This is a genomic window from Pseudomonas sp. SLFW (genome assembly GCF_009905615.1).
Classification (GTDB): Bacteria; Pseudomonadota; Gammaproteobacteria; order Pseudomonadales; family Pseudomonadaceae; genus Aquipseudomonas; species Aquipseudomonas bambusae.
The window spans coordinates 193,986-207,565 of the sequence record NZ_JAAAKW010000007.1; the positions used below are offsets into that span (position 1 = coordinate 193,986).

The following is a 13,580-nucleotide window of genomic DNA, read 5'->3' on the forward strand; positions in this document are numbered from 1 at the left end:
GCGACGACGCTGACCTGGCTCAATATGACTCAGCATCAGGGGCCATTATCGAAAACCCGGCTTGATGCCGTGCACTACATATCTACCGCCATTTCCTGATCGACTCGTGATTGATTCGCTCCATGAATCACGCGGCCTGCCCGCGCCATGGATGCCCTGCCGGACAGGGCGAATCAGGAACCCCACATCATGCAGACGTTTACTCCCACGCGGCCCTCGCCCGCACTCACCCACCCTGCCGCTGCCAGTGCGCTCAAGCGTCTGACCGAGTCCTGCGAAACGCTGACGACTGAGCTGTTGCAGCTTTCCTCTCCACACGCCGCGCTGCTCGACGCCCTGAAAACCGGCGAACAAACCGCCATCGAGCAAGAAACCGGCACGCTGCTCGAGACGCTGGACACCTACTGGCGCACCAAAAGCGCCCAAGGTCAAAGCCGACGCAAACTGTTCACCACCTTGTTCGAAAAAGCATTACGGGACGAGGTCGCGCTCAAGTCCCATGAAAATGACTTGCTGCCGAACGCCCTGGAGTGTCTGCCCGGCTCGCTGGACACAGACGCACAGGACCAACCTACGGTCTGCGCACTGCACATTGCCATCGACGCGCACGCCCTGGCGGAAATCCATGGTGCGCTGGTCATGAGCCTCGCGTCGGGCCGCACTCTGCTCGCGCTGCCGGGCAGCGGCGTGTCGGAGTTCGCGACACAGCGATCCATGCTCGACACGGTCGCGCACTGGCTCAACGACAACGCATTGCGGTGGGGCTTGCTCATCAACGCCGAACAGCGTCATCAGGATGCCCTGTTTGCGGCCACGGACGATCCGGACGTGTATCTGGAGCCTTTCGACTCAAACGATGTGCAACTGCGCCTCGTCACAGGAAACCCTTATCGCCACGCCATCCAGCGCTTAATCGAGAAACAGCGCGCAGACGTGTTGTACGTCTGCGGCGAGGGACGGAACCCGGACTCGACCCTGCACGCGAATCAGATCGAAGGCGCGGTGAGCCTGTCAGGCGTGTCCGGCCCCCGGGCGATGCTGGAGCGACGCGAGCTGACTCTGGCCGAGCGCAAGGCGCGAACGGCGCTGCCCGACTGGATCAAACTGGCCTCGGGCGAAGACCTGGACGAATACCGTCAGCGTCTGAAACGTTTTGAGGACGGGCATACCGCATTGGCAAGCGCGCTGAACGGTGCGGCATCAGCGGAGCAATACGCGAAGGTGAGCTTGCGCGCACGCCTGGCCAGCGACCTTGGTTATGATCTGGCGCCCGAATCGATCACAGTCAGCACCCGTCGGACCCTGCCGGTGACGCGTGAGACCTACACCGTCACCCGCACACTCCCGGAACTGGCGTTGTACGGTCTGCACCCGAATGACCTGAGCGAAGGCTCGGAATTCCTGACCCATACCACCGTGAATATCGACGGCAGCCCCGTCGGGGCCACCCATGCCTTGCTGACTCCGGCGTATGTCGCCCGGGTGATCGATGAGCTGAAACTGCGCTTGAGCTTTGCTGAGTACCAGCGCGAAGCCTACGGAAAGCCGGCCAGCCAGAAACTGATGCGTGAACTGCTCGACCTGCAAATCGCCGAATCCGCGTATGTCGCCAAAATGCAGGGGCACCTCTCGCTTGACGACTTCAACGTGGTAACCGCAGTGACTGAGGGCGTGCTCACCGCCACCGACCAGGTGTTACGCATTCAGCACATCAGGATCAATAACCGGGCCACGCTGAGTCGCACCCTGGTGTTCCGAAAGGAAAACGCGGCGGGCGAACTGCAACGGCTGATCATGTTCGCCTCGGACGCCCCTCGCCCTCAGCTGTTCCAGAGTTTCAACAGCGAGACGCAACTGCTCCACGAACTGGTGGCCTGGACCGCCAGCCCGGAAATGACCCGCTACCTCATCGACCAACTGAATGTGGCTGATCGTCCCGCGCTCTATTCAACCCTCGACGCACTGCGTGAGAAGCCGTTTCCTCGCGCCGATTTTTTGCGCCTTGTCACTCAGGAAAGCTACGACAACGCGCTGCAAACCCTCGTCATCCAAGGGATGAACGTGGTGCGCTCGCAGAACGAGGCCCACACCCCGAACTGGTACATCCGCGCCAGCAGTGAACAGCGTCAGCAGCTGCTGGCGCTGGAGGACGCGGCCAACGGGGCTATCACGAACTATGCCGCGCAGCCGCACACTCGGGTTCAGGATTTCGAAGACTATGTTCATCAGCGCGCCAGCGAGAAGATTTGTCAGTTACTGAAGGTGCCTGCGGGAACGGTCGACCCTGATCACATCATCGTGAAGACCGAGCGTGAAGCGCTGAGCTACACCGCAATGATGCGAAACGGCTACGACGACAGTTTTGGTGTGTTTAAACCCACGGCCGACACGACGGCCACGTTCAGCGGTCCGCAGGGCATCGACCTCAGCCCGTTGACGCCCGCCTCCGTTGCCGGGTCGGTTCGGGGAAAATGGCTCGCCGACGCTTATCGCGATCTGGTGAAACGCACGCTGCTTGATCCGCAGTCCGAAGGCTACGGCTACCGGCGCCAGACCCGCGCGCTGATCACACGCCTGAACATGCAGGCCGCCGCCCTGCGCAGCCTGCTGAAGGGGCACATCGACGAAACGCAGTATGAGTGGCTGCAACAGAGCATCCGCCATCTGAACGACGCGACGCCCGAGGTTCGCGCTCACCACCCCGTCTATCCATTGCAGATCCACATCGACAAGCCCTTCATCGCGCTGCACATGGGCGGGATCAGTCAGTTGGTCGTCACCGACACGAACTTGATCCACATCGAAACCGTTCAGGGTTGCTATGCACTGATGCCGACGGCAGTCAGGCTGGCGGCGCTGCTGTACACGCCAAATGCGCCGGACGGTCTGGAGTTCAGGGCCTTCAGTTCGTTCGTTGACTCCCTCGGTGCGCCGGGGATGATCGATTACTACAAGGACCGCTGTCGCATCAACGCCCGCCGCGTGCTGTCGTTTTTCCTGAATGACATGAAAACAGGCAACGGCAATAAACGACCGGTGCTGCCTGCCGAGCCTATCGCCGACTTCGCGCAGGTTTGCTTCAACCGAAAGATCGAACGCAAGCTGCGCGACGCCGAGGAAACTTCCACCAATCGCCATGACATGCTGAGCCAGGTGATCTGGAACAGCGTGGACATCATCGCCACAGTGGTCACTGCCCCCTTCCCGCCACTGAGTTTTGCGGTGGGGGTCGCCCTTGCGTTACGCGATGCGAGCAAAGCGGTTCAGGCATTGGCAGGGCATGAGCCGGAAACGGCGTCGGGCCTGTTCCTCGCGGCAGGGTTGAACCTGCTGGGGGCTTACGGCGACTTGAAACAAGGACTGAAAGGCTTTGGCGGCGTCGCACGCAAACTGGCCGAGCGCTCGAAACAGGGGGCACGTCCTGCGGCGCTGAAAAAACCGTCACACACACGGATGAAGCTGCATCCGGTGAAGCTCGAAGACGAACACTTTCTCCTCGGTCCGCCCAATGCCAAGGGGCAGGCGCAGGTGTATGACAACGCCGGCTTCGAACCGGATGACGCCTTCCCGACCGGTCACTACGCCAGCAAGAATGACGACGGCGTCTGGCAGCCACTGGATCAACCCTCTGCGTCCTCGCCTTCCAGCGCAGTCAATGACTACCGCGTCACCGGCGTGTCCCTGCAGGATCTGCCGCGAGTGACCGAAGGCCATGCCAACGGCGTGAGCCTCGGCCAGGGCAAGCATTACATCGAGATGAACGGCGAGGTGTATCAAGTGCACTACGACGCCAGCCTGCATTGCTGGCACATCGTCGATCCGCAGAACCCGTTCGCGTTCTTTGGCCGCCAGCCCGTGCGTTTGAACGAGCAAGGGCAGTGGCAACGCATTTCCCGCTCGGGCTTGCGCGGCGGGAATGACACTCCCGGCACGTTCAACCCTCTGCGCGAAGACACCCATGCAGGCACCCCAGATGCAGGGCTGCAAGCGTGGGAGTTACCTGCCAATCTGCAACCGCACATGGAAGAGATTTTGACCGGCACGTCCATGGACCCCGTGGCGTTGGGTCTGGAGGATTTCTTCGCGGCCTACTACGGCGATATGCGCCGAACCTATAGCGAGCTCAGGGAAACACTGTATCGCGACGCTCGGGCGTTCTTCGCCGAACCGATCGCACTCCCGGCGCGTCCCGCCCTTCCCGCCGTCGATGCCTCGACCACGGTCGGCGACTTTCTGGAGAGTGTCTTTGCCAACAGCAACGGTCTGGTGTTCGGTGAAGCCCCCAAATCCATCGCCAGCAAACGCCTGCTGATGACAAACATGAAGCCCCTCGCCGAGCAGCGAGTCGAGGTGCTGTACATCGAACATGTGTTCACGGACAAGCACCTGCGCAAGCTGGCGAAGTATCGCGTCAAGGGCAGCCGGGTTCGCGCCGGATCCCATGAGATCAAGGCTCATCTCAGGTACCTGAACAACAAGGCGCTGGATAACATGAGTCGCGAATTCGACTATTACCACCTCATCAAAGAGGCCCATCGTCACGGGATCGAGGTGCGCCCCTTGAATTCGTCGGTGAGTTATCCGGTCATGGCGTTCCCGGTGTCCGGGGCCGCCGGGGATAGCGCTGCTGCTCAAAAAATGAGCAATTTCTTCGGCCACAAAGTGATCGGTAGTGACGCGGCCGCCGAACCGACCCGACGCTGGGTGGCCTTGGTCGATCAGAAGCTCGCCACGACCCATGAGCACGTCCTCGGCATCGCTGAGCTGGAAGGCGCCATTAGTGTGCGTATCGAAGACGTACCTGCAGGCCGGGCAACGAAAATCAGTCAGGAAGCCACGCTGGTCAATACCGAGACGAACATGGCGTCGAGCGATTTCAAGATCGAGTTCCCCTCTTCCAGCCTGGCAGAACCTGCAACGGCTCCCGTGATTGCGGCGTCGCCTCCGGCTGCTATCCCTCAGTCCTCCGGGGCGCACGCCTCAGGAGCCAGCCTTGGATTTCAGTGGGACGAAGCTACCGGCTGGCAGCACATCGACCCTGAGCAATGGCTGCCAGAGACGCCGCCGACCGCGCTTCAGCAGTCGCTCGCCGACCCGCGCTACGACATGCCATTCGAGTCGCACGCCATCTTGTATGAGCTGGCGTATAAGGAGCATCGAGGGCTAAACAGCGAGTATTTTTTCTTCAATGAACACCTGAATGACGTGGAGGACGTTTTCTTTGGCCTGCGGACGAAACTGCGCCACGACGCGCGCGAAATTCTGACAGCCGATCTCCCCCCGCGCCCGACGATGCCTTCGGTGGAACCGGCGCTGAGCGCCCCACAGTTCATTCAGCGCCTGTACGAGCACACCGATGGAATGGTCGTCGGGGAGTTTCATGCGTCCGTGGGCAGCAAAAAATTCCTCATCGACAACCTGTCACTGCTGGCGGAACAACAGGTGAAAACCCTGTACATGGAGCATCTGCTGACCGACCTGCACCAACTGCATCTGGACCGGTTTCATGAAACGGGTCAAATGAGCAATGAGCTTTTGAACAGCCTCCAGCATCTGGATCGAGGTCAGTTGACGGATCCGGCCAAGGCTTACAATTTCGAGATGCTAGTGATCAAGGCGCGAGAGCACGGTATTGAGGTCCGCGCCATCGATTGTGCAGCGAGCTATCACCTCAAGGGCGTGCGCGAGACCAAGACCACTCGACAGGAGATGATGAATTATTTTGCGTCCCGGACGATTCGTCGACATCAGGCGGTTGTCGGGCGGCACCGCTGGGTCGCGCTGGTCGGCAACAGCCATTCCAACCGTTACAACCGCGTTCCGGGGGTGGCCGAACTGGAAGGCGCCATCGGCGTGCGGGTCGATGACGTGGCACCGGGCACCTCGCAGGGCATCGTTCGAGATCCGGGCGAAAGCGCCCGGGCGTCGATGACCCGAGCAAACGCATTCGTGAAGGGGGATTTCAAGCTCGAAGTGGAGGTGCCGGGCAGGATCAATCAAGTCAGCCCCACCCGCATTCTGGCGCCACAACCACTGTCACTGGAGCAACGCCTGGCACGGCCGGGCATGTTCGTGACCGAACTGGAACTGGATGACGTGTACGTGATTGTCCACAGGACAAGAACGGGCGAAATCTTGCGCACGCCGGTGCAGGTCGATGAGGCCGGCAAGGTTTTCGTGGATCGTCCGGCGTGGCCAGCGGTACATCTGCAACCCTATGACGACCTTGATGCCCTGATTCTGGCGCTTGAAGACATCAACCTGACGCGAGTGGGGTAAGCCTTTAGCAGCACGGTGGGCCGGCGGTGGCGCCATTGAAATCGCTGCCGCCGGCAAGTCGGACTGCTACAGGGACGGATGTCGTTAGTACGTCTGCCCGACTCCCTCACACCGCTTTTGGCAAGCGCTGTTCCAGCAACTGGTGCAGCGCGCTGTCGGCGGGCCAGTTGCGCATGAAACGCGCGCGGTCCTTGGCGAACGCGGCAGCAAACGCGCTTTGCGAATTGTGCTGGCACATGGCGTCGAGGTCGATCAGCGCCCAGCGGTCCTGGTGCCAGAACACGTTATGGCCCTTGAGGTCGCCATGGCTGATGCGCTCGCGAATCAATTGCTCGAACAGTGCGTCCAGCGCCTGCAGTTCGTTTTCCGGCGCATCCCCCGATGCCACGTAAGGCGCGAAACGTTCGATGACGTCCGGGCCCGGCAGGTATTCGGTGACCAGATACGCCTTGCGTCGCAGCCAGAAAAAACGCTGTTCCAGCAAGGCCAGCGGCTTGGGCGTGGCGATGCCGAGGAACATCAGGCGATTGCCCTCGCGCCATGAATGCCAGGCACGGCTCGGGCGCCAGAAGCGTTTGAGCCAGTGGGCGAAGTTCTTGATGTTGTAGCGTTTGATCACCAACGGCCGGCCATTGACCTCGGTTTTGGCCACACTGGCGGCACCGCCGGTCTTGTAAAGGTGGCCGCTGTCGATCAGGGTGTCGGCCCTGTTCAGAACCGGCAGCATCGCCGCCTCTTCCTCGCGACGAATTGCCCGCAGACCGAAGGGGCCGTCCGATACGCTGAACAGGCTGCACTCGCGCCCGATCTTGATCAGGTAATCCCGCAGTCGCCAGGCGCTGACTTTGTCGATCTGCTTTTGCAGCGCTTCGACCGGCAGCGCGTGCTCGCCATTGCTCAGAAGGTAGTAGACCAGCAGTTCTTCAGTGAACGGCGCCAGGGACTTGGGCAACTGAGCGAAAAACACGCCGAGGTTTTCCAGGACTTTTGGGCGGGACAGCGGCTTGCCCGCTTCTTCGACCCGAATTCCGGCGCCGTCGATCAGGTACAGCTGGCCGTTCTGTCGCAGCAGATTGTCGAGGTGCAGGTCTTCTTGCCACAGCCCCTTGGCGTGCATCTGGCCAACGGCGGCGAGGGCTTCGCTCAGCACGGTGGTTTGCTCGTCGGCCAGCGGCGGCAGGTGCTCGACGGCTTTCCAGGCTTCGCCGAGGCTTTCGGCCTGATCGAGGAATTCGAAAAGGAGCCAGCCGCCTTCGCCTTCGTTCAGCCCTTCGGCCAGCAGCAATGGCGTGGTCAAGCCTTGCTCGGCAAGGAGCTGCACCCCGGCGCGCTCACGCTGAAAATGCCGGGGCGCCTTGCTGCCCACCAGCAATTTGGCGAGCACCGGACGCCCACGCCATATGCCCGCGCCTACGTAACGTTGACCCGGCAGCACACGCACCAGGCTCAACAGCTGCAATTCGGCAGGTCCTGCCGCATCCGCCAACGCAATGCTCATCGGCAGCGTCGGGGTACGACCGGCGTTTTTCAGTTCAGACAAACGCATCGGCGCCCTCTTCGATCAAACATGAAATGAAACGCAGACCCTGCGAACGATGATGAACCTGTAGGAGCGAATTTATTCGCGAAAAATGGTTCGGCTCACGCAAGTACGCCGGATGTACCAGCCTCTCGCGAATAAATTCGCTCCTACAGAGGACGGTGTTCATCGACATTGCACCGCTTACCGACCGCTGCGCTTATGACTGCCGCGCTTCGCCAACCGCTGCCACCAGGAATCCACCAGCCCACTGTCACCCGGCGCCTGTAAGTAGGCGGCGAGCAGTTCGCGGATTTCGGCTTCGTTCCACATCGGTGCGCGCCGTAGCAAAGGCTCGATGTCCTTGACCCGATCCCGTTGGCCGAAGATTGACTTGCGGGTCTTCTCAAGGTCGATCAACTGCGCCTGATAGGCGCTGCCTTTGGCTTTCATGAAAATGTGCTTGGGGTAAAAACAGCCATGCACCTGACCAGCCTTGTGCAACGTGCGCGCCAGTTGACCGCAGGCTTGCAGAATCGCCAGGCGCTGAGTCGCGGCCAGCGCGTCCCACTCGCTCAACAACGTGTCCAGATCGCTCCAGCCATCCAGCGCCCGAGTCATCAGAATGGCCCGACGCTCGCCATCGACCTTTTTCTCGCCATAAAACACCGCATGCAGCGCCGGAATGCCGAGCTTCTGATAGAGGCTGATGTTGCGAAACTCGCGAGAAAACGACGGCTCGCCAAACGGGTGATGCAGGGTGTGGGTCAGGTAATTGCTCTGGCGCTTGAGGTAATAACCGGAGCCTTCAAGCTCCAGGCGAAACACACTGCTCCAGCCGCCGCGCCCGGTGTTGGGTTCGTCCACGGCGTCGAGCTGCACGTCCCACAGCGAATCGAAATCGGCCAGACCGTGGCGCTCCAGCAAGCCACGGTCGGCGTCAGCGATGAAAACACTCATTCCCGCCCCTCGAAAAAGCTGACGATGTGTCGAATGCGCTTCTTGTCCGATGCGTTCAGGCGCTCGCGCCCACGGTATTGCAGATAGAAACGCAGGCGCTGGGTCGCGGACAGGTGATATTTGGCCACCTTGTCCAGACACGCCAAGTCTTTGGTGATCCGATAACGCAACATGAAACTGACCCAGAATGCGCCGTTCGGGCAATCGATCAGAAACACGGTCGAGCGGTCGTCCACCAACAGGTTGCGCCACTTCAGATCGTTATGGGTAAAACGATGATCGTGCATGGTCCGGGTGTAGCGCGCGACCTGCTGGCTGATTCGGTCCACCCAGGAACGGTTGTCCAGACGCTCGTCGTGGACCCGCGCCAGCTCCGACAAATCCTCGGTGCGCGGCAGTTCGCGGGTAATCAGCGCGCCGCGATCATACGCGGCGCCCCGGCGCTCAAGGCCCCAGGCGATCACCTCGGCTGTCGGAATGCCCCACTTGGCGAAACGCTTGAGGTTCTGCCACTCGGACTTCACGCGAGGGCGCCCCAGATAACGGCGCAGCCCTTTGCCCGCCGCGACGTAACGTTTGACGTAGTAATTCACGCCACCACGCTCCACGCGAATCACCTCTGACAGCGGATCGCGGGTCAGCCGCTCGCCTTGCAAGGCAAACACGGCGTCCAGCGATCCAAAGTCAGCGGCCAGCTCGGCGTATTCCGGTTCAAGGTTCCACCCCGCCATCAGAGCGCATCCCCGTACCGCAACTTGCGCTGATAGAGCTTCTCGGCCTTGGCCTCCAGCCACACCAGCAACGCCGACTCTTCAGCCAGAATCTGGCGCAGCGGCTGCTGGAAATAGCCTTTGAGGAAACGCATTTTGTCGCGACGGGTCAGGCCGATGTCCAGCGCCGAGAAGTACAGCGCGGCCAGGTCCTTGTTGCGCCAGCGTTGAGTGATCTGATCCCGGGTCTGCGCACGGTGCAGGTCGATCACCGACAGCTTGAAGCTTTCCGGGGTGACCGGCGTGTCGGTGTGCAGCAGGAAGTGGCATAGGTAGCAGTCGCGATGGTTGACCCCGGCGCGGTGCATCATGCCGACCAGCCGTGCGACTTCAGCGATATACGCCCACTTCATGCGCGGCTCGGGTGGCTGTTTCACCCAGTTGATGCTGACGTCTTCCATGCTTTCGGTCGGCGCCAGCTCTTCGGTGACGATGAACGAATGCTGCGCGGCCGGGTTGCTGCCGCGCTCGCCATAGGCCACGGAGGTCATGGTCGGGACGCCGACTTCCTTGAGGCGGTTGATCGCGTCGAATTCCTTGCCCGCGCCCAGCACCGGCAGTTTGGCGGTCAGCAGATTCTTCGCCACTTCACCCCAGCCAATGCCGCGATGAATCTTGACGAAATAGCCGCGGCCATCGACTTCAGTGCGCAGCGTGCGACGGTTTTCCAGCTCGCGGTACACCTGACCTTGCAACGCCTCGACGGCCTCGAACGCGTCGCGCCCGGCCCAGAGGGTCTTGAAGGGTTCAGCAAGGATCAATTTCATCCGTGGTGCTCCGCCAGAATCACATCCGCAGCGTGCTGCGGCATGCTGTAAAGGTCAGCCGTGTCAGCGAACACCAGCCCGTTCTTGCCCCAGGCCGAGCGAGCGGCATCGTCTTCGAGCATGCGGCTCAGGTATTGATTGAGCTGACGCTGCTCGAACGGCTCATCGAGGACCAACCCGCTGTCGGCTTCGGCGATGTAATGGGCATAGCCACACACCGCGCTGACCAGCACCGGCAGGCCTGCGACCAACGCTTCGAGCAGCACCGTGCCGGTGTTCTCGTTGTACGCCGGGTGAATCAACAGGTCGGCGCCCAGCAGGAAGCGCGGAATGTCGCTGCGGCCTTTCATGAAGGTCACGTTGTCGCTCAGGCCCAACGTCGTGCTCTGCAACTGAAAGACTTTGGGGTCGTCCTGACCGATGACGAACAGGCGCGTGCGTTTGCGCAACGCAGACGGCAACGCCGCAAGCGCCTTGAGGCTTCGATCCACACCCTTGGTCTTGAAGCCGGAGCCGATCTGCACCAGCAGCAGGTCGTCATCGCCCAGCTTGAACTCGCGACGGAATTCGGCGCGGATCTCGGCGGCATTGGCGGGTGCGCGACGGTCTTGGGAAATCCCCGGCGGCAACAGGTGAAAGCGCTTGAGCGGCGTGTCGTAGTGCTTGATGAACAGCGGCTGCTGCACTTCGGAAATCATCAGCACTTCGGTTTTCGCGTCTTTGGCGAACACCGAGCGCTCGTATTCGGCGAAGTGGCGATAACGGCCCCAGTATTTGTACAGGCCGTGACGCAGGTTCTGCGCCTTGTCTTCATAACAGCCGTCGGCGGCGTAATACACGTCCAGACCGGGCATTTTGTTAAAACCGATCAGACGATCCACCGGGCGCTTGGCCAGGTCGGCGTTCATCCAGTCGGTGAGCTTTTCATTGCGGCGATGATTGAAGATCGCCTTGACCGGCGCCACCAGCACTTCGAAGCCGGGCGGCACGTCACCTTCCCAGATCAGCGTGTAGACGCGGATCGAATGCCCACGCTGCTGACACTCCAGCGCGATGCGCATGAAATCGCGCTGCAAGCCGCCGAAGGGAAAGTATTTATAGAGCACGAATGCCAGTTGCATCACGGATGTTCCTTTGCCAGCAACAGCGAGCCCAACTGGCCCGCTACTCGCTCGGGATTCAGGCGAGTGAAGCACATCGGCCACTCGCGTTCGGTATCGACCTGACGCTGATCTTCAGGGGTCGGTCGATAGGTGCATTTCTTTTGCAGGCACGGCGCACAGGCCGGGTAATCGCCTGCGAGGTGAACCTGTGACTTGCCGTAGGCGCCGGTCAGGCCGGGGTTGGTCGGGCCGAACAGCGACAGGGTCGGCACGTCCAGCGCCGCTGCCAGATGCCCAAGGCCGGTGTCCACTGCCACGCAGCCTTGCGCACCAGCCAGCACTTTAGCGACGCCTGCCAGATTCAATTTGGGCAGCACAACGGCTTTATCAAGTCCCTCGGCGATACGCTCAGCGCGCGCTTTCTCGGCAGGGTTGCCCCACGGCAGGTGCACTTCCAGACCCTGACCGATCATGCGCTCGGCCAACTGGCGCCAGTACAGCTCGGGCCAATGCTTGGTGTCCCAGGTCGTGCCATGCAGAAACAGCACAAAGGGTGCGCCACTTTCGCTGTTCAGCAGACGGCTGCGATCCAGCCCGTAATCCCCCAGGCCCGCCGGAACTTGATAACCCAGCGCTTGAGCGAACAATTGCCGCAAACGCTCGACGGCATGCTGCCCGCGAGCAACGGGGTAGGCCTTGTCGTAGAAACGTGCGGCCAAGGGCTCACGTGCGGAGAGCCTGTCCAGACCGGCAATCGGCGCTTTGACGTAGCGCGTCAGAAACGCGCTTTTCAGCAGGCCCTGCGCATCGATCACCAGATCGTAACGGGTGTCGCGAAGGCGTTGCTTGAACTGGCGCCATTGGCCGTTCTTGAAGGTCTGCCACAGGTTCTTGCGCCAACGCCGGATTGCCACCGGAATCACGCCGGACACCGCCGGGTGCCAGGTCGGGATTTCCGCAAAGCCTTCCTCCACGACCCAGTCGAACTGGATGCCGGGGATGGCCTTGGCCGCATCGGTCAGCGCAGGCAGGGTATGAATGACGTCACCCAGCGACGAGGTCTTGATCAGCAGTACCCGCAAGTCAGGCGACCTCGACCGGCGTGCCACCCAAGTGGCTCAACGACGTGATGACCGACTCGGGCTCCAGCAGGCGCAGGCAGTTGTAATGTCCGAAACGGCAGGTGCGCTCGAAACACGGGCTGCATTCGATGCCCAGTTGTACGATTTCGACCTGATCGGCCAGCGGTGGCGTGAAGCCCGGCGAGGTCGAGCCGTACACCGCCACCAACGGGCGATTCAGCGCAGCTGCGACGTGCATCAGGCCGGAGTCGTTGGAGACGACCGCATCGGCGCAGGACAGCAAATCGATGGCCTCGGCCAGGGACGTGCCGCCGCTGAGGTTGGCGGACTCTTCGCGCAGGCCGGGAATCAGTCGTTCGCGGATGCTTTCGCCCACCGCGTGATCGTTCTTTGAGCCGAACAGCCAGACCTGCCAGCCCTCGCGAATCTTGGTCTCGGCGACCTTGGCGTAGTGCTCGGACGGCCAGCGCTTGGATTCGCCGAACTCGGCACCGGGGCACAGCGCCAGCACCGGGCGGTCAAGGGTCAAACCGAATTTGGCGAGCGCGGCGTCGCGGCTGACGGCTTCGATTTGCAGGCTCGGTTTCGGATACGGACGCGGGATTTCCGCGTCCTTGTCGTAAGCCAGGGCCATGAAACGCTCGATCATCAGCGGGTATTTCTGCTTATCCAGCACGCGCACGTCGTTGAGCAGGCCGTAGCGGAACTCGCCACGCCAGCCAGTGCGTTTCGGGATACCGGCGAAGAACGGCACCAGCGCCGATTTCAGCGAGTTGGGCAGCAGAATAGCCTGGTCGTACTGGCCTTTCAGCGATTTGCCGATGCGGCGACGGGTCGCCAGTTCCAGCGCGCCGTGGCCGAGCGGAAAGCTCAAGGCCGTGCGCACTTCGGGCATGCGCTCAAGAATCGGCCGACTCCACTCGGGGGCCAGCACATCGATTTCGCACTGCGGGTGACGCTGTTTCAGGCACTGGAACAGCGTTTGCGCCATCACCATGTCACCGACCCAGCTGGGCCCTACGATCAGAATTCTCATGCTCAATCCAAAAACGACCAGAAACGAGCAGGGAGGCCCATCAGACTGCGTGACGCTTCCACAC

General features: G+C 61.4%; 8 protein-coding genes. 1 reads left to right on the forward strand and 7 read right to left on the reverse strand.

All coding sequences use genetic code 11. The features are described 5' to 3' along the window. Window positions 1–189 precede the first annotated feature (189 nt). Window positions 190–6,279 carry a membrane-targeted effector domain-containing toxin gene (locus GVN17_RS15025; protein ID WP_166596056.1) on the forward strand — a complete coding sequence of 2,030 codons (6,090 nt, stop codon included), beginning with the start codon at window positions 190–192 and terminating at the stop codon, window positions 6,277–6,279. 106 nt (window positions 6,280–6,385) lie between these two features. On the opposite strand, the gene GVN17_RS15030 is transcribed toward GVN17_RS15025, so the two are convergent. The 7 genes from GVN17_RS15030 to waaF form a co-directional block, all read right to left on the reverse strand. Continuing rightward, window positions 6,386–7,825 carry a lipopolysaccharide kinase InaA family protein gene (locus GVN17_RS15030; protein WP_166596057.1) on the reverse strand — a complete coding sequence of 480 codons (1,440 nt, stop codon included), beginning with the start codon at window positions 7,823–7,825 and terminating at the stop codon, window positions 6,386–6,388. A gap of 177 nt (window positions 7,826–8,002) precedes the next feature. After that, the gene (locus GVN17_RS15035; RefSeq protein ID WP_166596058.1) at window positions 8,003–8,758 is read right to left on the reverse strand and encodes a lipopolysaccharide kinase InaA family protein; all 756 of its coding nucleotides are present in this window, start codon (window positions 8,756–8,758) and stop codon (window positions 8,003–8,005) included. Continuing rightward, on the reverse strand, window positions 8,755–9,489 hold the full coding sequence (locus GVN17_RS15040) for a lipopolysaccharide kinase InaA family protein (RefSeq protein ID WP_166596059.1): 735 nt from the start codon (window positions 9,487–9,489) through the stop codon (window positions 8,755–8,757). The genes GVN17_RS15035 and GVN17_RS15040 overlap by 4 nt, the downstream gene beginning before the upstream one ends. After that, window positions 9,489–10,295, reverse strand: coding sequence for a lipopolysaccharide core heptose(I) kinase RfaP (rfaP, locus tag GVN17_RS15045; protein ID WP_166596060.1), 807 nt, complete (start codon window positions 10,293–10,295; stop codon window positions 9,489–9,491). Before rfaP ends, GVN17_RS15040 begins: the two co-directional genes overlap by 1 nt. Beyond that, window positions 10,292–11,416, reverse strand: coding sequence for a glycosyltransferase family 4 protein (locus GVN17_RS15050; protein ID WP_166596061.1), 1,125 nt, complete (start codon window positions 11,414–11,416; stop codon window positions 10,292–10,294). The genes rfaP and GVN17_RS15050 overlap by 4 nt, the downstream gene beginning before the upstream one ends. Continuing rightward, entirely contained in the window at window positions 11,416–12,480 is a 1,065-nt protein-coding gene (waaC, locus tag GVN17_RS15055) for a lipopolysaccharide heptosyltransferase I (RefSeq protein ID WP_166596062.1), read from the reverse strand. The genes GVN17_RS15050 and waaC overlap by 1 nt, the downstream gene beginning before the upstream one ends. A gap of 1 nt (window position 12,481) precedes the next feature. Continuing rightward, window positions 12,482–13,516 (reverse strand): lipopolysaccharide heptosyltransferase II, encoded by a 1,035-nt coding sequence (waaF, locus tag GVN17_RS15060; protein WP_166596063.1) that lies wholly within the window; start codon window positions 13,514–13,516, stop codon window positions 12,482–12,484. Window positions 13,517–13,580: the final 64 nt, after the last annotated feature.